The organism is Pseudomonas brassicacearum subsp. neoaurantiaca (assembly GCF_013608025.1).
Taxonomy (GTDB): domain Bacteria; phylum Pseudomonadota; class Gammaproteobacteria; order Pseudomonadales; family Pseudomonadaceae; genus Aquipseudomonas.
Genome location: NZ_VDLV01000033.1, coordinates 26,702 through 52,162 on the forward strand (window position 1 = coordinate 26,702; position 25,461 = coordinate 52,162).

Sequence of the window (25,461 nt, forward strand, 5' to 3'; positions counted from 1 at the left end):
GTGAGTCAATTGTATTTCGGCTCAGTGCTTGAACATCACATGCCGCACCACCGTGTAATCCTCCAGCCCATACATGGACATGTCCTTGCCATAGCCGGAACGTTTCTGACCGCCGTGGGGCATTTCGCTGACGAGCATGAAGTGAGTGTTCACCCAGGTGCAGCCGTATTGCAGTCGCGCTGACAGGCGATGGGCACGGCCGACGTCGGTGGTCCATACCGATGAGGCCAATCCATAGTCCGAATCGTTGGCCCATGCCAATACTTGCGCTTCATCGAGGAACGGGGTGACGGACACCACCGGGCCGAAGACCTCGCGGCGGACGATTTCGTCGTCCTGCTGGGCGTCGGCCAGCACCGTGGGTTCAAAAAAGAAGCCGTTGCCGTCCACGGCCTTGCCACCGGTGATCAGGCGGATATGCGGCTGGGCGATGGCCCGCTCGACGAAAGCGGCCACGCGGTCGCGATGCTGGGCGGTGATCAGCGGGCCCATTTCGGTGTCGGGCTCGTTCTGCAAACCGTACTTGATGCTGCTGACCGCAGCGCCGAGTTTCTCGACGAACCGGTCATAGATGCCTTGCTGGGCGTAGATGCGACAAGCGGCGGTGCAATCCTGGCCGGCGTTGTAGAAGCCGAAGGTGCGGATGCCTTCCACGGCTGCGTCGATGTCGGCGTCATCGAAAATGATCACCGGGGCTTTTCCGCCCAGCTCCATGTGCATGCGCTTGACGCTGTCGGCAGTGCTGGAAATGATGTTCGAACCGGTGGCGATGGAACCGGTCAGCGACACCATCCGCACTTTCGGGTGGGTGACCAGCGGATTGCCGACGGTTGGCCCGCGACCGAAGACCACGTTGAGCACGCCGGCGGGGAAAATCTGCGCGGCCAGTTCCGCCAGGCGCAATGCGGTCAGCGGGGTCTGCTCCGACGGCTTGAGCACCACGGTGTTGCCGGCGGCCAGGGCTGGAGCGATTTTCCAGGCGACCATCATCAACGGGTAATTCCACGGCGCGATGGACGCGATGACGCCCACCGGATCACGCCGGATCATCGACGTGTGTCCCGGCAGGTATTCGCCGCCCGCCGAACCGCTCATGCAGCGGCTGGCGCCGGCAAAGAAACGGAACACGTCGGCAATCGCTGGGATCTCGTCGTTCAACGCGGCGCTGAAGGGCTTGCCGCAGTTGTCCGATTCCAGCTTCGCCAGTTCCTCACCGTTGGCTTCGATGGCGTCGGCCAGCTTGAGCAGCAACAGTGAGCGGTCCTTGGGTGGCACCTGCGACCAGGATTCGAAGGCGCCATCGGCGGCACGCACGGCGGCATCGACCTGGGCCTCGCTGGCTTCATTGATTTCCACCAGGACCCGACCCAGGGCCGGATTGAATACCGCCTGGCCGGGGCCTTCGCCGTTCACCAGATGGCCGTTGATCAGCAGTTTGGTTTGCATGTCCTTGTCCTCTTGAATGGTTTCCAAGTCCCCTGTGGGAGCGAGCTTGCTCGCGATAGCGGTGGGTCATTCACCTTTGCAGCGACTGACACGACGCCTTCGCGAGCAAGCTCGCTCCCACAGGGTTACGGTTCCTGCGATGAGCGAGCTTCGTTGGTTACTTCCCGCCGCTACCGGCCACGCTTTCACCCCCGCGCGTCAGGTAATACGCACCGAGGATCGGCAACATCGTCACCATCATCACCAGCATCGCCACCACGTTGGTCACTGGCACGTCGCGAGGGCGGCTGAGCTGGTTGAGCAGCCAGAGCGGCAAGGTGCGCTCGTGGCCGGCGGTGAACGTGGTGACGATGATTTCATCGAACGACAAGGCAAACGCCAGCATCCCGCCAGCCAGCAGCGCCGACCCCAGGTTAGGCAAGACGATGTAGCGAAAGGTCTGCCAGCCGTCGGCCCCCAGGTCCATCGACGCCTCGATCAGGCTGTGGGAGGTGCGGCGCAGGCGGGCGATGACGTTGTTGTAGACGATCACCACGCAAAAGGTTGCGTGCCCGACAATGATCGTGAACATCCCGGGCTCGATCCCCAGGGTCTTGAATGTAGCCAACAGCGCGATGCCGGTGATGATCCCCGGCAAGGCGATCGGCAGGATCAGCATCAGCGAAATGCCCTGTTTGCCGAAGAAATCACGGCGGTACAACGCCGCCGAGGCCAATGTGCCGAGCACCATGGCAATCAGCGTCGCGACGGCGGCGACCTGCAAGGACAGCTTGATCGCCTCCAGCACGTCGGGGCGCGAGAAGGCGACGCTGAACCACTTCAACGTCAGCCCTTTGGGCGGAAAGCTGAACGCAGCATCTTCGGTGTTGAAGGCATAGAGGAAGATGATCAGGATCGGGAAGTGCAGGAACACCAGTCCGCCCCATGCCGCGATCCGCAAGCCCCACGACGCTTGAGAGTCAGAGTGCATCGAAAGCCCCCAGTCGCTTGACGATGGAAAGGTAGATGGCGATCAGCACGATGGGCACCAGCGTGAATGCCGCGGCCATGGGCATGTTGCCGATGGCGCCTTGCTGGGCGTAGACCATGCTGCCGACGAAATACCCTGGCGGGCCCACCAGTTGCGGCACGATGAAATCCCCCAGGGTTAGCGAAAACGTGAAGATCGAGCCGGCGGCAATCCCCGGGATCGACAACGGCAGGATCACTTGCATGAATGTCTGGCGTGGCTTGGCGCCAAGGTCCGCCGAGGCTTGCAGCAGCGACGGCGGCAGACGCTCCAGGGACGCCTGGATCGGCAGGATCATGAACGGCAGCCAGATGTAGACGAACACCAGGAAGCGCCCCAGGTGTGAGGTGGACAAGGTGCTGCCGCCCACACCGGGAATCCCCAGCACGAACTGCAACACAGGGCCCAGGCCCAGGTGCTGGACGAACCACTGCGCCACGCCGCCCTTGGCCAGCAGCAGCGTCCAGGCATAGGCCTTGACGATGTAGCTGGCCCACATCGGCAGCATTACCGCGATGTAGAAAAACGCCTTGGTCTTGCCGCTGGTGTAGCGCGCCATGTAGTAGGCGATCGGAAAGGCCACGATGGCGCTGGCGATGGACACCACGATTGCCATGGCCAGGGTGCGCACGATGATGTCGAAATTCGACGGCTGGAATAGCGCCGCGAAATTCGCCAGGGTCAGGTCCGGCGTGACCGCCATGGTGAAATCGTCGAACGTGTAGAAACCCTGCCACAGCAAGGTCAGCAGCGAACCCAGGTAGATGGCGCCGAACCAGATCAGCGGCGGCACCAGTAACATCGACAGGTACAGGTTGGGGCGTCGGTACAGCAGGTTGGAAAAACGTCGCAGCGGTGAGCCGGGAGCGGGCGTTCGCGTGAGAGCCAAGGTATTCATTTCAGACCTCGGCCCCGGTGTCGTGCAGAGCGATCATCGCCTCGCGGGCCCAGCGCACAGTGAGCTGCTGACCGGCCTGGTATTGGGTCGCGGTGTCCGCCCATTGCGTATTGGCCTGGCTGAGGTTCAGGGTCTGGCCGTTGTCGAGTTTCAGCTCGTAACGCGTGGCGCTGCCCTGGTACTGGATGTCATGGAGCAGGCCCTGGATTTCGATCTCATGGCCAGCCAGCGGGCCGTCGGCGAAACGCACATGCTCCGGGCGGATCGAAAACGGCTGTGGATGACCGCTCAATTGCCGGGCCAGTTCGCCACGGATGACGTTGGAGGTGCCGACGAACTCGGCAACGAAGGTGGTCGCCGGTTTCATATAGAGGTTGCGTGGGGTATCGACTTGTTCGATCCGACCTTTGTTGAACACCGCGACGCGATCCGACATCGACAGCGCTTCGGTCTGGTCGTGGGTGACGAAAATGAAGGTGATGCCCAGCTGGCGTTGCAGCTTCTTCAACTCGCCCTGCATCTGTTCGCGCAACTTAAGGTCGAGGGCGCCCAGGGGTTCATCCAGCAGCAACACCCGAGGACGATTGACCAGCGCGCGGGCCAGGGCGACGCGTTGGCGCTGGCCGCCCGAAAGCTGCACCGGCTTGCGCTCGCCGTAGCCGCCCAGAGCGACCATCTCCAGCACTTCGTCGGCGCGCTTGATTCGTTCTGCCTTGGCGACGCCTTTGACTTTCAAACCGTAGGCCACATTGTCGCGTACGTTCATGTGGGGGAAGAGGGCGTAATCCTGGAAAACCGTGTTCACGTCGCGCTGATAAGGCGCGAGCCCGGTGGCTTCCTCACCGTGGATGCGGATCGAACCGGCGCTGGGTTGCTCGAACCCGGCGATCAGCCGCAGGCAAGTGGTCTTGCCCGAGCCGGAAGGGCCCAGCATGGAAAAGAACTCGCCGTCCTGGATATCGATGGAGACCCGGTCAACGGCCTTCACCTCGCCGAACTGACGGGAAACGTGGGTGAACTGGACTGCAAGCGTCATGGTGCGGGGCTCCGGAAAAACGGGCTATCGTTAAATCATTACCAGGGGGCAGGCACGGACTCGTGGCGAGGGGATTTATCCCCGCTGGGCTGCGAAGCAGCCCCAAAGCAGGCGACTCAATCTGCCTGTTACCCACAGGTGTCAGGTTCTGGGGGGCTTCGCCCCCAGCGGGGATAAATCCCCTCGCCACAAAAGCAGTGTTTCGGCTGCGGTTAACGTCCGCCCATGATCGCAATGTAATCCTGCGTCCAGCGGCTGTACGGCACGAACTTGCCGCCCTCGGCCTGCGGGGTTTTCCAGAAGGCGATCTTGTCGAACTGATCGAAGCCGTTGGTCTTGCAACCTTCGGCGCCCAGCAACTCGCTGGCCTTGCACGCCGCCGGCACTGCGGGCAAGGAGCCGAACCACGCGGCGACGTCACCCTGGACTTTCGGTTGCAGCGACCAATCCATCCATTTGTACGCGCAGTTCGGGTGCTTGGCCTCGGCGTGCAGCATCGTGGTGTCGGCCCATCCGGTGGCGCCTTCTTTCGGAATGGTCGAGGCGATCGGCTGTTTCTCGTTCATCAAGCCGTTGACCTGATACGGCCAGGCACCGGACGCCACCACGCCTTCGTTCTTGAAATCGCTCATCTGCACGGTGGTGTCATGCCAGTAGCGGTGGATCAACGGCTGCTGGGCCCGCAGCAATTCGAGCACCGCCTTGTATTGGGCTTCGTCGAGCTGGTACGGGTCCTTGATACCCAGCTCAGGCTTGGCGGTCTTGAGGTACAGCGCTGCGTCGGCCATGTAGATTGGGCCATCGTAGGCTTGCACACGGCCCTTGTTCGGCTTGCCGTCGGGCAAGTCCTGAGCGTTGAACAGCACGCTCCAACTGGTCGGTGCCTGCTTGAACACGCTGGTGTTGTACATCAACACGTTGGGGCCCCACTGGTACGGAGTGCCATAGGTTTGCTGATTGACCACGTACCACGGCGCATCCTTGAGGCGCGGGTCGAGATTCTTCCAGTTGGCGATCAACGCAGTGTTGATCGGTTGCACGCGCTTGCCGGCAATCAGCCGCAACGATGCATCGCCCGAGGCGGTCACCAGATCATAGCCGCCCTTGGTCATCAGGCTGACCATTTCGTCGGACGTCGCGGCGGTCTTCACGTTGACCTTGCAGCCGGTTTCCTTCTCGAAGCCAGTGACCCAGTCGTAGGCCTTGTCGCTTTCACCGCGTTCGATGTAGCCCGGCCAGGCGACAATATCCAGTTGGCCTTCGCCAGCACCAACGGCCTTGAGCGGTTCGGCGGCCTGCAGGCTGACGCTGGTCAGCAGCGCCATGGTGATTGCACTGAGCAATACGGTCTTGTGCGCGTACATGGAAATCCCTCTTGCTTTAATTATGGTCGGGGCAGTTTTGAACCGGTGAAGCGCCACGAATGGCTTGTTATTAGAGTAGTGCTGTTATCTAGAGATGCTGGCCATGCCGGGCCATGATGTGTCGCACCACGCTGTAGTCCTGGAGCGAATCGCTGGACAGGTCTTTCCCATAGCCCGAGCGTTTCAATCCGCCATGGGGCATTTCGCTGACCAGCATGAAATGGCTATTGATCCAGGTGCAGCCGTATTGCAGCCGCGCCGCCACCTGCATCGCCTTGTCGAGGTTCTGGGTCCACACCGAGGACGCCAGGCCGTATTCCGAATCGTTGGCCCAGTCCACCGCCTGGCTGAGTTCGTCGAAGCGGGTCACGGTGACGACCGGGCCAAACACCTCGCGCTGGACGATCTCATCGCTGTGCTTGCAGCCGGCCAGCAGTGTCGGCTGGTAATAGAAACCGGCACCGGAATGCACCGCCGCACCTGTGATGCGCTCGATGTGTGGCTGGCCGAGGGCTCGCTCGACAAAACTGGCGACCCGGTCGCGTTGGCGGACACTGATCAGCGGGCCGATTTCATTGTCGGCATCGCGCTTGCCGGCAAAGCGCAGGCTGCTGACCGCCGCACCGAGTTCGGCCACCAGTTGGTCATGAATCCCGGCCTGGGCGTAGACCCGGCAGGCCGCGGTGCAATCCTGGCCGGCGTTGTAATAGCCATAGGTGCGCACGCCATCGACCACGGCTTGGATGTCGGCGTCGTCACAGACAATCACCGGGGCCTTGCCGCCCAGCTCAAGGTGCGTGCGCTTTAGGGTTTTCGCTGCGGCCTGGAGGATCTTCTGCCCGGTGACGATATCCCCCGTCAACGAGACCATGCGCACCTTCGGATGGCTGACCAGATGGCTGCCGACGCCTTCACCGCCACCGCAGATGATATTGATGACGCCGCGCGGCAGGATCTGCGCCAGCGTCGGCGCCAGGGCCAGGATCGACAGCGGCGTGTGCTCCGAAGGCTTGAACACCAAGGTGTTGCCGGCGGCCAGGGCCGGGGCGATTTTCCAGGCCGCCATCATGATCGGGTAGTTCCACGGTGCAATCGACGCCACCACGCCCAGCGGGTCGCGGCGCACCATGCTGGTGTAGCCAGGCAGGTATTCACCGCTGAGCTGGCCGGTCTGGCAGCGCACGGCGCCGGCAAAAAAACGGAACACATCCACCGTGGCGCTCAAATCATCCTGGCGGGCCAGGTGCAACGGCTTGCCGCAGTTCAGGGATTCGAGGCGGGCCAATTCGTCGGCGTTTTTTTCGATGGCGCTGGCGATTTCCAGCAGCAGGTTCGAGCGGTGTTGCGGCGTGGTGCGTGACCAGTCATGGAAGGCGTGGTGGGCGGCGAGGATCGCGGTCTCCACCTGTTCGAGGCTGGCCTCGGCGATGTGGACGAGTACTTCAGCGGTGGCGGGGTTGAGGATCGGCTCGACAAAGCCTTCGCCGGGGACCAAAGCTCCGTCGATCAGCAACGCGGTACAGAAGGGGGATTGCGTGCCAGCCATGCCCGGTTTCTCTTCTTATATGTCGGTTGAAACACTGAACCTGTGGGAGCGAGCTTGCTCGCGATAGCGATCTATCGGTCGACTCAGGGGTGCCTGTCACACCTCTATCGCGAGCAAGATCGCTCCCACAATGGATCGTGGTGGTTCAGGCAAGACTAGTGCTCAGCCGCAAGGCCGACAAATTCGAAATACTCAAGGCAGCGTTCGATTAAATAGATGGCTTGCGTCCGCCAGGGCGTTGTTCCCGAGCGACGGTCAGGAATGGATCGACCGAGGCCGGTCGGGCCGTGCCCCGGCGCCAGGCCAAACCGACGTCGAGCGTCTGGTTGAGGTCGGCAATCGGGCGTGCCTCGATGATGTCGCCCTCCAGCGACCACGGACGATAAGTCATGTCCGGTTGGATCGACACGCCCAGCCCGGCGGCCACCAGGCTGCGCACCGCTTCGGTCGAGGCGGTGCGCAGCGTGACCTGCGGTTGCAAGCCGGCACCGCGCCACAGGCGTTGCGCGTTGCGATCCATCTCGTCGACGTTCAACTGGATCAGCGGCTCCCGGGCCACGTCCGCCAGGTTGATGCTGTCGTGTTCCAGCAGTGGGTGCTGGGCCGGCAGCCACAAGCGATACGGTGAGTGAGTCAGCACTTCGGTCTGCAGGGCATGGCGGTCTTCGAGGTTGGAGAGGATCAATACGCCGACATCGATTTCGCCGCTGACCAGCAAATGCTCGATATAGGGTCGCTCATCCTCCATGACGCGGATCGCCACGTTGGGGTAGGCGCGCTGGAAACGGGTCAAGAGGTCCGCCAGGTAATAACCGGCGACGAGGCTGGTCACGCCGATGGTGACTTGGCCGGCTACCTGGTCGGTGCTTTGTTGCAGGCTGCGCTTGGCATTGTCGACGGTGGCCAGAATCAGGTGGGCCTGGCGCAGGAATTGATGTCCTTGGTGCGTCAATGTCATGCCCTTGGCGTGCCGGCTGAACAGGCTGACGCCGATGTCCTCTTCCAGTTGCTGGATGGCCAGGGTCAGGGTGGATTGGGAAATGAACGCAGTCTGCGCGGCGGCGGAGATCGAGCCGGTTTCGGCCACGGCGATGAAATGGCGGATCTGGCGCAGCGTCATCATGGCGGGATATCCACAGGGCGAATTTATCGATGCCTTGGAGTGTATATCGTTTTTTTCGAAGGGATGGCAGGCGCCCGCGCTAAAAGCGTCAGGCAACATCTCGAAGCAATCTCGCCAAGGGCGACCGGGCACTTTCGATCTAGGCTGGGGGCCTCAAGTTGACCCAAAACGTGGAGGCAACAGATGAATACCCGTGGATTGCTCGATCAGCTTCTCAAGTCCGGCCAGCAACTGCTGCAGAACAAGGCGGGCGGTCCGCAGGGCAAGCCGTCTGGCGGTTTGGGCGGGTTGCTCGGCGGCTCTGGCAACTTGGGCGGAATGCTTTCCGGCGCGGGCGGCGGAGCGTTGGCCGCCGGGGCCATGGGGTTGCTACTGGGCAACAAAAAGGCTCGCAACTTCGGTGGCAAGGCCTTGGCTTATGGCGGCTTGGCTGCGTTGGGGGTGATTGCCTACAAGGCTTATGGCAACTGGCAGGCCCAGCAGGGCAACGCGGCAAAAACCGAGCCGCAGACCCTGGACCGCGTCCCGGCGGGGCAAGTCGAGCAACACAGCCAGGCGATCCTCAAGGCCCTGGTCGCGGCGGCCAAGGCTGACGGCCATGTGGACGAGCGCGAGCGGCAATTGATCGAAGGCGAATTTACCAAGCTCGACAACGATCAGGAACTGCAACACTGGTTGCACGCCGAACTCAACAAACCCCTTGACCCTGGCGATGTTGCCCGAGCGGCCAGCACGCCGGAAATTGCCGCGGAAATGTACATCGCCAGCGTGATGCTGGTGGACGAGGAAAATTTCATGGAGAAATCCTACCTCGAAGAACTGGCGCGGCAACTCAAGCTGGAGCCGGGGCTGAAGGCCGAACTGGAGAAGCAGGTGCGCCAGGCTTGCGCCTGATCTCCCTCAATGGTGTTGTGTTGGCCGATCCTTGTTGAATTCACCGCACCGTGGCGAGGGAGCTTGCTCCCCCTCGGTCGTAGGAGCTGGCGAAGCCTGCGATCTTTTGATCTTCGTTTGAAATTCGAGCGTCAGGAAAAGATCGCAGCCTCGCTTCGCTCGGCAGCTCCTACAGCCCAGCGGGAGCAAGCTCCCTCGCCACGGTGCGTGTTTCACGCTTGAGCAAACGGTTTCAAAAATCTCCCTCATCCGCCATGCAGGCGCACCGCCTCCCTCGGCTATACTCCCGGCAATTCAAAGCGTCCCGAGGTTTTACTGTGAAGAATTGGACATTGCGCCAACGCATCCTGGCGAGTTTTGCGGTGATCATCGCCATCATGCTGCTGATGGTGGTTGTCTCGTTTTCACGGTTGTGGAAGATCCAAGAGAGTGAAGAAAAAGTCCGGGTCGACGCAGTGCCGGGGGTTTACTACAGCTCCATGATTCGTGGCGGCTGGGTAGACAGCTATGTCTTGACCCAGCAGATCGTCGGCCTTTCGGGTAACCGGGAAATCACCGCCGAAGACAAGGCCCGCTACCAAGGCTTCGAGCAGCACCTGCGTGAAGAAATCCAGAACTATAAGAACCTGATACAGAACCCTGCCGACCAGGCCTCATTCGATGAATTCGAGGGCTATCACCAAGCCTTCAACCAGGCCGTGACCAAGGTGCTGGATCTTTACCAGCGCAAGGATTACGAAGGCGCGCGGCTGGCATTGGACAAGGAGCTGACACCTGCATGGATGGGTGGCCGCGGGCATTTGAATCAGATTATCGACCGCAACCGTGACCTGGCTGAAACGGCCACGCAAACCATTGACGATGCGGTGACGGCCGCCAAGGTCGCCATGGGCCTGTCGTTCCTGGTTGCGCTGGTCATCGCCTTGCTGTGTGGCCTGTTGTTGATGCGCGCGATCATGGCGCCGATGAGCCGCATCGTCGAGATCCTCGAAGTGATGCGCAGCGGTGACCTGAGCGGACGCCTGAACCTGGCGCGCAAGGACGAATTCGGCGCGGTGGAGACCGGTTTCAACGATATGATGGCCGAGCTGACTGCCTTGGTGTCCCAGGCCCAGCGCTCGTCTGTCCAGGTCACCACCTCGGTGACCGAGATCGCCGCGACATCCCGACAGCAACAGGCCACCGCCACTGAAACCGCGGCGACCACCACCGAGATCGGTGCGACTTCCCGAGAAATCGCCGCCACATCCCGCGATCTGGTGCGCACCATGACCGAAGTGTCCACCGCCGCCGACCAGGCCTCGGTGGCGGCTGGCTCCGGCCAGCAAGGCCTGGCGCGCATGGAAGACACCATGCATTCGGTGATGGGCGCCGCCGACCTGGTCAACGCGAAGCTGGCGATCCTCAACGAGAAGGCCGGCAACATCAACCAAGTGGTCGTCACTATCGTCAAGGTGGCCGACCAGACCAACCTGTTGTCCCTCAACGCCGCCATCGAGGCTGAGAAGGCGGGCGAATATGGTCGTGGGTTTGCCGTGGTCGCCACCGAAGTGCGCCGCCTGGCCGACCAGACTGCCGTTGCCACCTACGACATCGAGCAGATGGTCCGCGAGATCCAGTCCGCTGTTTCGGCTGGCGTGATGGGCATGGACAAATTCTCCGAGGAAGTGCGCCGAGGCATGGCCGAAGTGCAGCAGGTGGGCGAACAGCTGTCGCAGATCATCCATCAAGTCCAGGCCCTGGCGCCGCGGGTGCTGATGGTCAACGAGGGCATGCAGGCCCAGGCCACCGGTGCCGAGCAGATCAACCACGCGCTGGTGCAATTGGGCGATGCCAGCAGCCAGACCGTGGAGTCCCTGCGCCAGGCCAGTTCCGCCATCGACGAACTCAGTCAGGTGGCCGTGGGACTGCGCAGCGGCGTCTCGCGTTTCAAAGTCTGATGAGCGAGCCAGAAGCCCGCCGCGGCGCCGTTTCGGCGGCCCGGCAGACGTTGTTCCTGATGTTTTGCATCGGCAACGAGCGCTACGCGCTGCAAGCCACCGATGTGGTGGAAGTGCTGCCGCGCCTGCCGCTCAAGCCGATTGCCCGGACGCCGTCCTGGGTCGCGGGCGTGTTCGCCTGGCGCGGCGTGGTGGTGCCGGTGATCGATGTGTGCGCGTTGACCTTCGGCCAGAACGCCGAGGCCCGCACCAGCACCCGGCTGGTACTGGTGCAATATCGACCAGAGGCGCAGCAAACCGGGCAGGTGCTGGGCTTGATATTGGAACAGGCCACCGACACCTTGCGCTGTGATCCGGCGGACTTCAAACCCTATGGCCTGGACAATCGCCAGACGCCTTACCTCGGTCCGGTACGCGAAGACGCGCAAGGGATGATGCAATGGGTGCGGGTCAACGACTTGCTCGACGAGTCCGTTCGCGCGGTGCTGTTTCCCTCGCCGCCGCTGAGTCCCGATGATCTCGAGGGACGGACATGAACAGCGATCAGCGATTTTTCGATTTCCTCAAGGAACGCATCGGCCTGGACGTGACCTCCGTCGGCCCCGCCATTATCGAACGGGCCGTGCGCCAGCGCGTCCTTGCCGTGCCCGGCCGAACCACCGATGACTATTGGCAAAGCCTGCAACATTCTGCCCAGGAGCAGCAGGCACTGATCGAAGCGGTGATCGTTCCGGAGACCTGGTTCTTCCGCTACCCCGAGTCCTTCGCGACACTGGGCCGGCTGGCAACCCAGCGCCTGGCCGACATCAAGCACCTGCGGGCCTTGCGTATCCTCAGCCTGCCGTGCTCCACCGGCGAGGAACCGTACTCGATCGCCATGGCCTTGTTCGACGCAGGCCTGGGGCCGCATCAGTTCAAGGTCGATGGCATGGACATCAGCCCCTTGTCCGTGGACAAGGCCAGGCAAGCGCGTTACGGCAGGAACTCCTTTCGCGGCGCGGACCTCGGTTTTCGTGAACGATATTTCAACGCCGAAGACGACGGCTATCGCCTCGACGAGCGCGTGCGCGAACAGGTTCGCCTGCAAACGGGGAACGTGCTGGATCCGGCGTTGCTGGTAAACGAGGCCCCCTACGACTTCGTGTTCTGTCGCAATCTGCTGATCTATTTCGACCAGCCGACCCAGCAGCAGGTGTTCGAGGTGCTCAAGCGCCTGACCCATCAGGACGGCGTTTTGTTCATCGGTCCTGCCGAGGGCAGTTTGCTCGGACGGCTGGGCATGCGTTCGATCGGCATTGCCCAGTCGTTCGCCTTCAGCCGCCAGGGCGCACCGGAGCCGCAACCAGTGCCCACGTTGATGCCGACGCCGCTGCCGATTCGCCAGGCGCCATCGCGCCTCGTAACGCCTGTGAGTCGGCCGCGACCGTTCGCCGCGAGCGTGACGCCGATCGCCGAACCGAAAAGCAGCGACGCCGCGACGCTGCTGGCCAACATCGCCGCCCTGGCCAATGGGGGCAAGAGCGCCGAGGCGCGTGCGGTGTGCGAAGAATATCTGCGCAGCCACGCGCCAAACGCCCAGGTTTTCTATTGGCTGGGCCTGCTCAGCGACATGGCCGGCAATGCGCTGGAGGCCCAGGGTTTTTATCGCAAGGCGCTCTATCTTGAGCCGCAACACGCCGAGGCCCTGGTGCATCTGGCGGCGCTGCTGGCTTCCCAGGGAGACGCGGTCGGCGCCCGTCGATTGCAGGAACGCGCGGCCCGCAGCGGTCGCGCGGCAGACAGTGAGCACAAACGATGAGCGGTTCGGCTTCCTATAACGTGACCCATGACGACGCCCAGGCCATCGATGACTGCTGGAATCGCATCGGCGTGCATGGCGACAAATCCTGTCCCTTGTTGGCCGAGCATATCCATTGCCGCAATTGCTCGGTGTACTCGGCGGCCGCCACCCGTTTGCTCGACCGCTATGCGCTGCGCCAGGATGATCGAGAGCTGGTTTATGCCCCAATTGACAGCGATGTTGTTACGCGTTCGCTGCTGATGTTCCGCCTGGGTGAAGAATGGCTTGGCCTGAGCACCCGCAGCCTCGTGGAAGTCGCGCCGTTGCAGGCGATCCATTCGTTGCCCCACCAGCGCTCGCGAGCCCTGCTGGGCGTGGCGAACGTACGGGGTGCCCTGGTGGCCTGCCTGTCGTTGGTCGAACTGCTGGGGTTGGAGCCCGGTTCGCCGGCGCCCTCCGGTGGACGGATCATGCCACGCATGCTGATCGTCGCCGCGCAAGGCGGGCCGGTGCTGATGCCGGTCGATGAGGTGGACGGTATCCATGCCATCGACGAACGCATCCTGGCGAACGCTTCGCCATCGGCGGGCAAATACACCCGTGGCGTGTTGCAGTACAAAGGACGCAGCCTGCGTTGGCTGGATGAAGAGCAACTGCTGTCCGCCGTGTCCCGGAGCCTGTCATGACCCCCGACCAGATGCGCGATGCCTCGTTGCTGGAGCTGTTCAGCCTGGAAGCCGAAGCCCAGACCCAAGTGCTGAGCGCCGGTTTGCTGGCCTTGGAGCGCGATCCGACCCAGGCCGATCACCTGGAGTCGTGCATGCGTGCGGCCCATTCGCTCAAGGGCGCGGCGCGAATCGTCGGGGTCGATGCCGGCGTCAGCGTGGCCCATGTGATGGAAGATTGCCTGGTCAGCGCCCAGGAGCGGCGGCTGGTCTTGCGCGCCGAGCATATCGACGCGCTGCTGCAGGGCACGGACTTGCTGACGCGTATTGCGACCCCCGGCAACAGCGTCACCGGCGAGGACATCGAGGCCTATGTCGCGCTGTTGGGGCGTTTGCTGGACCCGTCCGCAGCACCGGCGCCAGCCCCGACCGTCACAGCGCCTGCGGTCGAGATGCCCGCCGAACCCCTGCGTATCGAAGAGCCCGAGCCTACGCCTGTGGAGCCCTTTGAACCGACCGCCAAGAAAAAACGCACCACCGAAGGTGGCGAGCGCGTCTTGCGCGTCACGGCCGGACGCCTCAACAGCCTGCTGGATCTGTCGAGCAAATCCCTCGTTGAAACCCAGCGCCTCAAGCCCTGGCTGGCGACGATGCAGCGGATCAGACGCCAGCAGAGCAATGGCCTGCGCGCCCTCGAAGACCTGAACGTGCATCTCAAGGATCACGCGCTGAGCCTGCAGGCCCAGGAAGCCCTCAACGATGCGCGGCGGCTGCTGGCCGAGACCCAGCAGATGCTCGCGCAGAAGACCGCTGAGCTGGATGAGTTCGCCTGGCAGGCCAGCCAGCGGGCGCAAGTCCTTTACGACACGGCACTGGCCTGTCGCATGCGACCGTTTGCCGATGTGCTTGCGGGGCAGGCGCGGATGGTCCGGGACTTGGGTCGCAGCCTGGGTAAACAGGTGCGCCTGGAAATCGAAGGCGAGAAAACCCAGGTCGATCGCGACGTCCTGGAAAAACTCGAGGCGCCGCTGACCCACCTGCTGCGCAACGCCGTCGACCACGGCATCGAGATGCCCGAGCAACGGGTGCTGGCAGGCAAGCCCGCCGAAGGCTTGATTCGCCTGCGCGCCTCCCATCAGGCCGGCCTGTTGGTGCTGGAGCTGGCGGATGATGGCGCTGGCGTGGACCTGGAGCGGGTGCGACGCACGATTGTCGAGCGCGGGCTTTCGCCCGAGCAGACCGCCGCCAGCCTGAGTGAAGAGGAACTGTTGACCTTCCTCTTTCTGCCGGGCTTCAGCCTGCGGGACAAGGTCACCGAAGTGTCCGGGCGCGGTGTCGGCCTGGATGCGGTCCAGCATATGGTCCGTCAGTTACGCGGAGCGGTGGTGTTGGAGCAGACGGCGGGCGCCGGCAGTCGTTTTCACCTGGAAGTGCCGCTGACGCTGTCGGTGGTGCGCAGCCTGGTGGTAGAAGTCGGCGGAGAAGCCTATGCGTTTCCCTTGGCCCATATCGAGCGCATGTGCGACCTCGCACCGCAAGACATCGTCCAGGTCGAAGGCCGCCAGCACTTCTGGCATGAAGGTCGCCATGTTGGGCTGGTGGCCGCCACGCAATTGCTCAATCGCCCGGTGACGCCCAACAACGGCCAGGTCCTCAAGGTCGTGGTGATCCGCGAGCGTGAGGTCATTTATGGCGTGGCAGTGGAGCGGTTCATCGGCGAGCGGACGCTGGTGGTCTTGCCATTGGACGAGCGCCTGGGCAAGGTCCAGGACATTTCCGCCGGCGCCTTGCTCGACGACGGCTCGGTGGTACTGATTGTCGATGTCGAAGACCTGCTGCGCTCGGTGGACAAGCTGCTCGATACCGGGCGACTGGAGCGCATCGCCCGGCAGAACGAAGCCCAGGCCCCACGCAAGCGGATCCTGGTGGTCGATGACTCCCTCACGGTGCGAGAGCTGGAGCGCAAGCTGCTGCTCAATCGCGGCTATGACGTGGCAGTGGCCGTGGACGGCATGGACGGCTGGAACGCGTTGCGCTCGGAGGATTTCGACTTGCTGATAACCGACATCGACATGCCGCGCATGGACGGAATCGAACTCGTGTCGTTGCTGCGGCGCGACAATCGTCTGCAATCGCTGCCGGTGATGGTGGTTTCCTACAAGGATCGCGAGGAAGACCGCCGCCGTGGCCTGGACGCCGGGGCCGACTATTATCTAGCCAAGGCGAGTTTCCATGACGACGCCTTGCTCGACGCCGTGGTCGAATTGATCGGAGGAGCACGCGCTTGAAGATCGCCATCGTCAATGACATGCCCCTGGCGGTCGAGGCCCTGCGTCGTGCGCTGGCGTTCGAGCCCGCGCATCAGTTGGTCTGGGTTGCCGCCAACGGCGCCGAGGCCGTGCAGCGTTGCCACGAATACACGCCGGACCTGATCCTGATGGACCTGTTCATGCCGATCATGGATGGCATCGAGGCGACCCGGCGGATCATGGCCGACACGCCATGCGCCATTGTGATCGTCACCGGCGACAGCCAGCAGAACGTCCATCGCGTGTTCGAGGCCATGGGGCACGGCGCTCTGGACGTGGTCGATACCCCGGCCCTGGGCGTCGGCAGGCCCGAGGAGGCCGCGGCACCGCTGCTGCGCAAGATCGCCAACATCGGCTGGCTGATCGGCGAGCGCGGCAATCGCGAGCGCGCCGCGCCGGCCGCGCAACGGGCGTCGGTGTCACGCAAGAGCCTGGTGGCGATCGGCTCGTCGGCCGGCGGTCCGGCTGCGCTGGAAATACTTCTCAAGGGGTTGCCACGCGACTTCGCGCCGGCGATCGTGCTGGTCCAGCATGTGGACGAAGTGTTCGCCGCCGGCATGGCCGAATGGCTCAGCGGTGTGTCGGGGCTCAACGTCCGCCTGGCTCGCCAGGGCGAGACGCCGCAAGGCGGCACGGTGTTGTTGGCCGGGACCAATCATCATTTGCGCCTGTTGAAAAATGGCACGCTGGCCTACACCGCCGAGCCAGTCAATGAGATATATCGGCCTTCCATCGATGTGTTTTTCGAGAGTGTCGCCAACTTCTGGAGCGGTGATGCGGTGGGCGTCTTGCTCACCGGTATGGGCCGCGACGGTGCGCAAGGGCTTAAACTCATGCGTCAGCAGGGCTGCGTGACCATCGCCCAGGATCAGCAGAGCAGCGCAGTATATGGCATGCCCAAGGCAGCGGCGGCGATCGACGCGGCTGCGCAGATCCTGGCGCTGGATAAAATAGCGCCACGCTTGGTGGAGATTTTCACCCAATGACCAACCCCCGCTACCTAGGCCCAGGCAGTATTCAGGTGAGCTCCCATGAATGATTTACAGCTCGACGATTTCAAGCGCGATGAGAATGCCGCCATGGTTCTGCTCGTCGACGACCAGGCGATGATCGGCGAGGCGGTGCGGCGCGGGCTGTCGAACGAACAGAACATCGATTTCCACTTCTGCTCCGACCCGCACCAGGCCATCGCCCAGGCCGTGCGCATCAAGCCGACGGTGATTCTCCAGGACCTGGTGATGCCAGGCCTCGACGGCCTGAGCCTGGTGCGCGAGTACCGCAGCCATCCGGCGACCCGTGACATTCCGATCATCGTCCTGTCCACCAAGGAGGACCCGTTGATCAAGAGCGCGGCGTTCGCCGCCGGGGCCAATGATTACCTGGTCAAGTTGCCGGACAACATCGAACTGGTGGCGCGCATTCGCTATCACTCGCGCTCCTACAGGATGCTGTTGCAGCGCGACGCGGCCTTTCGCGCGCTGCGGGTCAGCCAGCAGCAGCTGCTCGACGCCAACCTGGTGCTGCAACGGCTGATGAACTCCGATGGCTTGACCGGACTGTCGAACCGCCGGCACTTCGATGAATACCTGGAGCTGGAGTGGAGAAGGGCACTGCGGGACCAGTCTCAACTGTCGTTGTTGATGATCGACGTGGATTACTTCAAGTCCTACAACGACAACTTCGGCCACCTCGACGGTGATGAAGCCCTGCGCAAGGTCGCCACGGCGATCCGCGATTCGTGCAGCCGGCCTTCCGACCTGCCGGCCCGCTATGGCGGCGAGGAATTCGCGCTGGTCTTGCCCGGCACCTCGCCTGGCGGTGCCCGGCTGATGGCCGAAAAGCTGCGCCAGAGCGTCGTCGCCCTGAAGATCCCCCACAGCACGCCTGACGGAGGCGAGAACCTGACCATCAGCATCGGCGTCTCGACCTTCACCCCGCAGCAGGGCAGTGATTGCCGCGAGTTGATCTCCGCGGCGGACAAGGGGCTGTACATGGCCAAGCACAACGGGCGCAATCAGGTTGGAGTCGAATAAGCCTCTGCGAAATGGCTTTTGTGGCGAGGGAGCTTGCTCCCGCTGGGGCGCGCAGCGGCCCTGAAACCAGTTGGCTCGGTGTGTCAGGTTGATTGAGGGAGCCGTTTTGGGCTGCTGCGCAACCCAGCGGGAGCAAGCTCCCTCGCCACAGTGGCAGTGTTGAACCATGCCACTGGGTTTCATTCCCCCTAAAGCCGCCAGGCGGGCTGCCGCTGGCGCTTGATTACGTTATACTCGCCGGCTTTCAAAAGTTCGCCAACGAGTGCTGCCCGCCATGGAAATCAACCCGATCCTGAACACCATCAAGGACCTGTCCGAGCGCTCCGAAACTATTCGGGGGTATCTTTGACTACGATCAAAAGCATGAGCGCCTGACCGAAGTCAATCGCGAGCTTGAAGATCCGAATGTCTGGAACAACCCTTCGTACGCCCAGGAGCTGGGCCGCGAGCGTTCTGCGCTGGCGCAGATCGTCGAGACCCTGGACGAATTGTCCAGTGGCCTGGCCGATTGCCGCGACCTGCTGGACATGGCCGTCGAAGAGAACGACGAAGGCGCGGTCGGCGATGTCGTCGCCGAGCTGACGCGCCTGGACGAGAACCTCGCCAAGCTGGAATTCCGTCGCATGTTCAGCGGCGAGATGGACATGAACAACGCCTACCTGGACATCCAGGCCGGTTCCGGCGGCACCGAGGCCCAGGACTGGGCCAACATCCTGCTGCGCATGTACCTGCGCTGGGCCGACAAACGCGGTTTCGACGCGACCATCATGGAGCTGTCGGCCGGCGAAGTCGCCGGGATCAAGGGCGCCACCGTGCACATCAAGGGTGAATACGCCTTTGGCTGGCTGCGGACCGAGATCGGCGTGCACCGCCTGGTGCGCAAGAGCCCGTTCGACTCCGGCAACCGTCGTCACACCTCGTTCTCGGCGGTATTCGTCTCGCCGGAAATCGATGACAACATCGAGATCGAGATCAACCCGGCCGACCTGCGCATCGACACCTACCGTTCCTCCGGGGCCGGTGGCCAGCACGTCAACACCACCGACTCGGCCGTGCGGATTACCCACGTACCGACCAACACCGTGGTGAGTTGCCAGAACGAACGTTCCCAGCACGCGAACAAAGACACCGCGATGAAGATGCTGCGGGCCCGCTTGTACGAGCAGGAAGTGCAGAAGCGCAACGCCGCGTCCCAGGCCCTGGAAGACACCAAGTCCGACATCGGCTGGGGTCACCAGATCCGCTCGTACGTGCTCGACGCCTCGCGGATCAAGGACCTGCGTACCAGCATCGAACGCAGCGACTGCGACAAAGTGCTCGACGGCGACATCGATGAATACCTGATCGCCAGCCTCAAGCAAGGGCTGTAACGCGACACCCACGCGGTGGGCAGGCACGCTTGCACGCAAGCGAGGCCTGCCCGCAAACTCCGGCCCGGGGCCGGGGGCAACGAACCTGTGATGGAAACCTTAAAGACATGAGCGACCTAGAACTCGACCCGCAAGCCCTGCAACAGGAAGAAAACTCCCTGATCGCCCTGCGCAAGGAAAAGCTTGCTGCCGAGCGCGAAAAGGGCCAGGCCTTCCCCAACGACTTCCGCCGCGACGCGTATTGCGACGTCCTGCAGAAGAAGTACGCGGACAAGACCAAGGAAGAGCTGGCCGAGGCGGCGATTCCGGTCAAGGTTGCCGGTCGCATCATGCTCAACCGTGGTTCGTTCATGGTGATCCAGGACATGACCGGGCGCATCCAGGTCTACGTCAACCGCAAGACGTTGCCGGAAGAAACCCTGGCCGCCGTCAAGACCTGGGACCTGGGCGACATCATTGCCGCCGAAGGCACCCTGGCCCGCTCCGGCAAGGGCGACCTGTACGTCGAGATGACCAGCGTGCGCCTGCTGACCAAGTCCCTGCGCCCGCTGCCGGACAAGCACCACGGCCTGACCGACACCGAGCAGCGCTATCGCCAGCGCTACGTCGACCTGATCGTCAACGAAGAAGTGCGCCAGACTTTCCGCGTGCGTTCGCAAGTCATCGCCCACATCCGCAGTTTCCTGATGAAGCGTGACTTCCTCGAAGTCGAGACGCCGATGCTGCAGACCATTCCTGGCGGCGCGGCGGCCAAGCCGTTCGAAACCCACCACAACGCCCTGGACATGGAAATGTTCCTGCGCATCGCGCCGGAGCTGTACCTCAAGCGGCTGGTTGTCGGTGGGTTTGAAAAGGTGTTCGAGATCAACCGCAACTTCCGTAACGAAGGCGTTTCGACCCGGCACAACCCCGAATTCACCATGCTCGAGTTCTACCAGGCCTACGCCGACTACGAAGACAACATGGACCTCACCGAAGAACTGTTCCGCGAACTGGCGCAGTTGGTCCTGGGCAGCACCGACGTGCCGTACGGCGACAAAGTGTTCCACTTTGGCGAGCCGTTCGTGCGCCTGTCGGTGTTCGATTCGATCCTCAAGTACAACGCTGAGATCACCGCCGCCGACCTGCAGGACATCGACAAGGCCCGCGCCATCGCCAAGAAGGCCGGCGCCAAGGTGCTCGGCTTCGAAGGCCTGGGCAAGCTGCAAGTGATGATTTTCGAAGAGCTGGTCGAGCACAAGCTGGAGCAACCGCACTTCATCACCCAATACCCGTTCGAAGTGTCGCCGCTGGCCCGTCGTAACGACGAGAACCCAAGCGTGACCGACCGCTTCGAGCTGTTCATCGGCGGTCGTGAAATCGCCAACGCCTACTCCGAGCTCAATGACGCGGAAGACCAGGCCGAGCGCTTCATGGCCCAGGTGGCCGACAAGGACGCCGGCGACGACGAAGCCATGCACTACGACGCCGACTTCGTTCGGGCCCTGGAATACGGCATGCCGCCAACGGCCGGCGAAGGCATCGGTATCGATCGCCTGGTGATGTTGCTGACCAACTCACCGTCGATCCGCGATGTCATCCTCTTCCCGCACATGCGGCCCCAAGCGTAAGTGTTTCAAATAAAAAGCCGCCTCGATGGGCGGCTTTTTATTGCCTGTCTGGTACAAACGTATCAATTGGTTACTTCTGAAATAGCGAGGAAAGACCTGTCGTGAATCGTGCAATGGCTCAAGAAGGTGCAGCGGGCGTCGCCACTGCTGTGGCTGAAAGTGTTCAGTACCAAGGTCGCAAGGCCAGCCGACAGGGCAGTGAACAGCGCCGCCAGAAGATTCTCGACGCGGCCATGCGCATTGTCGTGCGCGATGGCGTGCGGGCGGTGCGACACCGCGCGGTGGCCGCCGAAGCGGGTGTGCCGCTGTCGGCCACCACGTATTACTTCAAGGATATCGACGACCTGCTCACCGATACCTTCGCCCAATACGTGGAGCGTAGCGCGGCCTTCATGGCCAAGTTGTGGGCCAATAACGAGGGCTTGCTGCGCGAGATGGTGGCTTATGGGGACGGCAGCGCCGCGTCGCGCTCGCAACTGGCCGACGATATCGCGCGGATGACCGCTGATTACGTGCAGCATCAACTGCAGAGCCGTCGCGACTACCTGATGGCCGAACAAGCGTTCCGCCAGGAAGCCTTGCTCAACCCGCGATTGGCGCTGCTGGTACGCTCCCATCAGCAAATTCTCTTGCATGGCACGTGTCAGTTTTTCCAGGTTCTGGGCTCGCGCGAGCCGCAACAGGATGCCAAAGTGTTGACGGCGATTATCGGACGGATGGAATATCAGGGCTTGCTCAATGGCGCCGAGCCGGTAGCCGAAGATGACATGCTCGGCATCCTGACCCGCTACATGCACTTGGTATTGGCGTCGGTGTAGCCTCGATGGGTTCACCGCAGCCGTTGTGGCGAGGGGATTTATCCCCGCTGGGCTACGAAGCAGCCCCAAAACCAGCCAACTCGGTACATCTGGCTAACTGAGCTGACTGCAAAGGGGGCTGCTCCGCAGCCTAGCGGGGCGGTGCGACGTTTCGCTAAATCCCCTCGCCACAAACCATAGGGAGTTCCAATGAAAGCCTGGCGTGCCGTTGTCCTGGCCGTGTCGTTGCTGCTGCTCAGCGGTTGCCTGGTGTCGTTCAAGGCGCCATTGCCCGACAGCGAAGCCGCGCCCAAGGGCCTGCTCGGCCACTGGACCAGCACCAACGCCTGGGGCGAACCGTTGAACCTGGAACTGACGAAGGTCGGCAAGCACCGCTACCAGGCCATCAGTTACTTCAGGGCCAGGCCCCAGGAGCGCGAAGCCATTCCCCTGACGGTCTCTCGCCACGGTAGCCGCTGGTACCTGTCGGCGAAGGTGCCGGCCCGGTTTGGCGGGCATTTCGTCATCGCCGGTTTCGAACTGACCGACAAGCAGGAACTGGTGGTCTACAACCTGGACATGGAACAGATCAACCAGGCCATCGGCCAGAAGCTCCTCAGCGGCCAGCCGAACCCGAGCGAAGAGGGCGATGGCGTGCTGGTGGACAGCGAAATGAGCAAGGTTTTCAGCTACCTCGATGACCCGGCCAATTCCGACGTGTTCTCGGAAGCCGTGCGCTACCAGCGACTGGCCAAATCCCAATAACGGTTACAAGCGGACGTTTTTTCACAGGAGTTCCGGGTGGACGATTACCAGCAGACGATACGCACCTTGTCCGATCGCATTGTGCTGGCGCAGACGCCGATTCGCATTCTCGACGCGGTGAAATGGGACGAGAACATCCGCAAGGGGTTTCTCAAGGCCAAGGGCAAGGAACTGCCGGCTGTGGACCGCGATTATTACCTCAACCGACCCCTGTCGTTCGACTCCAGCAAAGTGAAGCTGGAGTTCCAGAACATCGAGCGCGACATCACTCGCCAGCTTGGGCAGTTCAACCCGGTTGGCCAGATCATGCGCCGCATGTGCAAGGAATACCGCATGGTGGTGCGCATGCTCGAAGCGCGCGGCACCGAGGATTTCGGGCTGATCTCCCAGGAACTCTATGGCGCGGCGTCCGACGCCTTCCACGCTGGCGACCCAACCCTGGCCGACCTGGGCCTGATGCTGTCCGATTACCTGAACAACATCGATGGCCGTGGCGACCTCAAGGACGAGCCCAAGGTCCTCAGCGCCAAGGAAGCCGTCGGCCTGCTGCAACATCGCCTCAACCGGGTGTTTGGCGAGGCTGAGGAAACCATCCGGGTGTTCGAGTCCGACGGCATCGTCGCCGATGCGGCGGCGGGCGCCGACTACATCAAGATCCGCACCGACGCGATGTTCAACGAGCGCGACGTCCGGGCGCTGGAAGTCCACGAAGGGCTGGTGCACGTCGGCACCACCCTCAATGGCTTGAACCAGCCGATCTGCACCTTCCTGTCCAAGGGCCCGCCCTCGTCGACGGTGACCCAGGAGGGCCTGGCGATCCTCATGGAAATCATCACCTTCGCCTCCTACCCGAGTCGCCTGCGCAAGCTCACCAACCGTACCCGGGCCATTCATATGGTGGAGGAGGGCGCCGATTTCCTGCAGGTGTTCGAGTTCTTCCGCGAGCAGGGTTTTGAAATGGCCGAAAGCTACGGCAACGCCAGCCGGGTGTTCCGTGGCTCGGTGCCGACCGGTCTGCCATTCACCAAAGACTTGTCCTACCTCAAGGGCTTCATCATGGTTTACAACTACATTCAGCTCGCCGTGCGCAAAGGCAAGCTGGAGCAGGTGCCGCTGCTGTTCTGCGGCAAGACCACCCTGGAGGACATGCGTACATTGCGTCAGTTGGTGGATGAAGGGTTGGTCGTACCGCCCAAGTACCTGCCCGAGCAATTCCGCGACATGAACGCCCTGTCGGCCTGGATGTGCTTCTCCAACTTCTTGAACCACTTGAGCCTGGATCGGATCGAAGCGGATTATTCGAACATCCTCTAATCGCACCACCAATCCCTGTGGGAGCGAGCTTGCTCGCGATAGCGACAGGACAGTCAATACAGCTGTGACTGACATACCGCTATCGCGAGCAAGCTCGCTCCCACAGGGGACCGTGTTTCAACCTGAGTTTTAGCGAGGCTTCACCGGATGCGAACCCTCGGCATCGTTTGCCTGCTGCTGGCCCTGAGCGGTTGTAGCTCGCTGCTGTTCTACCCTGAACGCGGCCTGCCGTTTACCCCGGAGCGGGCCAAACTCGACTACCGCGACGTCACCCTGACCACCGCTGACGGGCTGAAGCTGCATGGCTGGTGGCTGCCGGTGAAACCGGGTGTCGAGGTCAAGGGCACGGTGCTGCATCTGCACGGCAATGGCGGCAACCTGGCCTGGCACCTCGGCGGCAGTTGGTGGTTGCCGGAGCAGGGCTATCAGGTGTTGATGGTCGATTACCGCGGCTATGGCGTTTCCGAAGGTGAGGCGAGCCTGCCGGCGATCTACCAGGACATCGACGCGGCATTCAGATGGCTCGACGATGCGCCCGAGGTCCAGGGCAAGCCGTTGGTGCTGCTCGGCCAGAGCCTGGGCGGCGCGCTGGCGGTGCATTACCTGGTCGAGCACCCGCAGCGCCAGCAGCAGCTCAAGGCTTTGGTGCTGGACGGGGTTCCTGCCAGCTACCGCGATGTAGGGCGTTTCGCCCTTGGCACGTCATGGCTGACCTGGGCGTTCCAAGTGCCGCTGTCGTGGCTGGTGCCGGACGGTGACAGCGCCATCGGCTCGATCGCGCAATTGAACGGCGTGCCAAAACTGATCTACCACAGCCTGGACGATCCGATCGTGCCCCTTTCCAACGGCATCCGCTTGTATCAAGCTGCGCCGCCGCCCCGGGTGTTGCAACTGACCCGCGGCGGCCACGTGCAGACCTTCGCCGACCCGACCTGGCGAACGGTAATGCTGCGCTACCTTGACGACCCCCAGCATTTCGATGGCCTGCGCCGCCTGGGCGAAATTCCGAACTACCCGAAATCCCCTGTTGAATCATCCGAGAACCCGCAATGAGCGAAGAACGTAACGCCATCCCCCTGATCATCACCGGTATTTGCAGCATCCTCGGCACTGTCGCGGTGCTGTGGTACTACGGCTACCTGCATTTCGCCAAGCCCGAGGATGCGTTGCTGCTCAACCAATTCACCATGCTCAAGACCGTTCCGGGCGAGGATTACAAAGTCTCCCTGGAGCCGGCTCCGCAGGTCGCTCAGTGCATCGATGGCGTGCTGGTGCTGTTCGACACCGAACAGAAAGGCCTGACCGGCGTGCTGATCAACGAGAAGAAGCGCGCGGTGCGCTGCATGGGGCAGGAAACCCCGCAAAAGCTTCAGCCTTAAGCGAGACTCCTGTGGGAGCGAGCTTGCTCGCGATAGCGGTGGTTCAGCAGCATTGATAGTGCCTGACACTCCGCTATCGCGAGCAAGCTCGCTCCCACAAGGATCGTGTGCAGCCAAATAAATTTGGCCAACAAAAAAAGCCCCGCCTGATTGAAGCCAGGCGGGGCTTTTTCGTTGCACTCA

At 62.5% G+C, this 25,461-nt stretch carries 22 protein-coding genes; 15 read left to right on the top strand and 7 right to left on the bottom strand.

Features of this window, described 5'->3' with window-relative positions:
- Nucleotides 1-21: 21 nt before the first annotated feature.
- The 7 genes from FHK92_RS17320 to FHK92_RS17350 form a co-directional block, all read right to left on the bottom strand.
- A complete protein-coding gene (locus FHK92_RS17320; protein ID WP_181289126.1) occupies nt 22-1,446 on the bottom strand; it encodes a gamma-aminobutyraldehyde dehydrogenase in 1,425 nt (474 codons plus the stop codon).
- 157 nt (nt 1,447-1,603) lie between these two features.
- A complete protein-coding gene (locus FHK92_RS17325) occupies nt 1,604-2,416 on the bottom strand; it encodes an ABC transporter permease (protein ID WP_030139543.1) in 813 nt (270 codons plus the stop codon).
- Nucleotides 2,406-3,353: an ABC transporter permease gene (locus FHK92_RS17330; protein WP_181289127.1), complete on the bottom strand. Its 948-nt coding sequence runs from the start codon at nt 3,351-3,353 to the stop codon at nt 2,406-2,408. The genes FHK92_RS17325 and FHK92_RS17330 overlap by 11 nt, the downstream gene beginning before the upstream one ends.
- 1 nt (nt 3,354) lies before the next feature.
- Nucleotides 3,355-4,389: an ABC transporter ATP-binding protein gene (locus FHK92_RS17335; protein ID WP_181289128.1), complete on the bottom strand. Its 1,035-nt coding sequence runs from the start codon at nt 4,387-4,389 to the stop codon at nt 3,355-3,357.
- A 212-nt stretch (nt 4,390-4,601) separates the two neighbouring features.
- A complete protein-coding gene (gene ydcS / locus FHK92_RS17340; RefSeq protein ID WP_181289129.1) occupies nt 4,602-5,753 on the bottom strand; it encodes a putative ABC transporter substrate-binding protein YdcS in 1,152 nt (383 codons plus the stop codon).
- Nucleotides 5,754-5,841: 88 nt separating this feature from the next.
- The gene (locus FHK92_RS17345; RefSeq protein ID WP_181289130.1) at nt 5,842-7,299 is read right to left on the bottom strand and encodes a gamma-aminobutyraldehyde dehydrogenase; all 1,458 of its coding nucleotides are present in this window, start codon (nt 7,297-7,299) and stop codon (nt 5,842-5,844) included.
- A gap of 208 nt (nt 7,300-7,507) precedes the next feature.
- Nucleotides 7,508-8,422, bottom strand: coding sequence for a LysR family transcriptional regulator (locus tag FHK92_RS17350; RefSeq protein ID WP_181289131.1), 915 nt, complete (start codon nt 8,420-8,422; stop codon nt 7,508-7,510).
- A gap of 183 nt (nt 8,423-8,605) precedes the next feature.
- On the opposite strand from FHK92_RS17350, the gene FHK92_RS17355 reads away from it, so the two are divergent.
- The 15 genes from FHK92_RS17355 to FHK92_RS17425 all read left to right on the top strand — a co-directional run bounded on the left by FHK92_RS17355 (nt 8,606) and on the right by FHK92_RS17425 (nt 25,278).
- Nucleotides 8,606-9,316 carry a tellurite resistance TerB family protein gene (locus FHK92_RS17355; protein WP_181289132.1) on the top strand — a complete coding sequence of 237 codons (711 nt, stop codon included), beginning with the start codon at nt 8,606-8,608 and terminating at the stop codon, nt 9,314-9,316.
- A gap of 317 nt (nt 9,317-9,633) precedes the next feature.
- A complete protein-coding gene (locus tag FHK92_RS17360) occupies nt 9,634-11,256 on the top strand; it encodes a methyl-accepting chemotaxis protein (RefSeq protein WP_181289133.1) in 1,623 nt (540 codons plus the stop codon).
- Complete coding sequence (locus FHK92_RS17365) at nt 11,256-11,792, top strand: chemotaxis protein CheW (RefSeq protein ID WP_181289134.1); 537 nt, start codon at nt 11,256-11,258, stop codon at nt 11,790-11,792. Before FHK92_RS17360 ends, FHK92_RS17365 begins: the two co-directional genes overlap by 1 nt.
- Entirely contained in the window at nt 11,789-13,054 is a 1,266-nt protein-coding gene (locus FHK92_RS17370) for a CheR family methyltransferase (RefSeq protein WP_181289135.1), read from the top strand. The genes FHK92_RS17365 and FHK92_RS17370 overlap by 4 nt, the downstream gene beginning before the upstream one ends.
- On the top strand, nt 13,051-13,722 hold the full coding sequence (locus FHK92_RS17375; RefSeq protein ID WP_181289136.1) for a chemotaxis protein CheW: 672 nt from the start codon (nt 13,051-13,053) through the stop codon (nt 13,720-13,722). The genes FHK92_RS17370 and FHK92_RS17375 overlap by 4 nt, the downstream gene beginning before the upstream one ends.
- The gene (locus tag FHK92_RS17380; RefSeq protein WP_181289137.1) at nt 13,719-15,989 is read left to right on the top strand and encodes a hybrid sensor histidine kinase/response regulator; all 2,271 of its coding nucleotides are present in this window, start codon (nt 13,719-13,721) and stop codon (nt 15,987-15,989) included. The genes FHK92_RS17375 and FHK92_RS17380 overlap by 4 nt, the downstream gene beginning before the upstream one ends.
- Complete coding sequence (locus FHK92_RS17385) at nt 15,986-16,996, top strand: chemotaxis response regulator protein-glutamate methylesterase (protein ID WP_181289138.1); 1,011 nt, start codon at nt 15,986-15,988, stop codon at nt 16,994-16,996. The genes FHK92_RS17380 and FHK92_RS17385 overlap by 4 nt, the downstream gene beginning before the upstream one ends.
- A 45-nt stretch (nt 16,997-17,041) precedes the next feature.
- On the top strand, nt 17,042-18,043 hold the full coding sequence (locus FHK92_RS17390; RefSeq protein WP_181289139.1) for a response regulator: 1,002 nt from the start codon (nt 17,042-17,044) through the stop codon (nt 18,041-18,043).
- 274 nt (nt 18,044-18,317) lie between these two features.
- A protein-coding gene (gene prfB / locus FHK92_RS17395; protein WP_095963568.1) for a peptide chain release factor 2 occupies nt 18,318-19,413 on the top strand; the annotation gives its coding sequence in 2 pieces (ribosomal slippage) (nt 18,318-18,389 and nt 18,391-19,413; 1,095 coding nt in all).
- A gap of 107 nt (nt 19,414-19,520) precedes the next feature.
- Nucleotides 19,521-21,023 carry a lysine--tRNA ligase gene (gene lysS / locus FHK92_RS17400; protein ID WP_181289140.1) on the top strand — a complete coding sequence of 501 codons (1,503 nt, stop codon included), beginning with the start codon at nt 19,521-19,523 and terminating at the stop codon, nt 21,021-21,023.
- Between the two features lie 101 nt (nt 21,024-21,124).
- The gene (locus FHK92_RS17405; RefSeq protein WP_181289141.1) at nt 21,125-21,841 is read left to right on the top strand and encodes a TetR/AcrR family transcriptional regulator; all 717 of its coding nucleotides are present in this window, start codon (nt 21,125-21,127) and stop codon (nt 21,839-21,841) included.
- Nucleotides 21,842-22,030: 189 nt separating this feature from the next.
- Nucleotides 22,031-22,585 (top strand): hypothetical protein, encoded by a 555-nt coding sequence (locus tag FHK92_RS17410; RefSeq protein WP_181289142.1) that lies wholly within the window; start codon nt 22,031-22,033, stop codon nt 22,583-22,585.
- A 36-nt stretch (nt 22,586-22,621) separates the two neighbouring features.
- Nucleotides 22,622-23,899, top strand: a complete 1,278-nt coding sequence (locus FHK92_RS17415) for a flavohemoglobin expression-modulating QEGLA motif protein (protein ID WP_181289143.1) — start codon at nt 22,622-22,624, stop codon at nt 23,897-23,899.
- 147 nt (nt 23,900-24,046) lie between these two features.
- Nucleotides 24,047-24,952 carry an alpha/beta hydrolase gene (locus FHK92_RS17420; RefSeq protein ID WP_181289144.1) on the top strand — a complete coding sequence of 302 codons (906 nt, stop codon included), beginning with the start codon at nt 24,047-24,049 and terminating at the stop codon, nt 24,950-24,952.
- Complete coding sequence (locus FHK92_RS17425) at nt 24,949-25,278, top strand: hypothetical protein (protein WP_030139524.1); 330 nt, start codon at nt 24,949-24,951, stop codon at nt 25,276-25,278. Before FHK92_RS17420 ends, FHK92_RS17425 begins: the two co-directional genes overlap by 4 nt.
- The last annotated feature ends 183 nt before the right edge of the window (nt 25,279-25,461 follow it).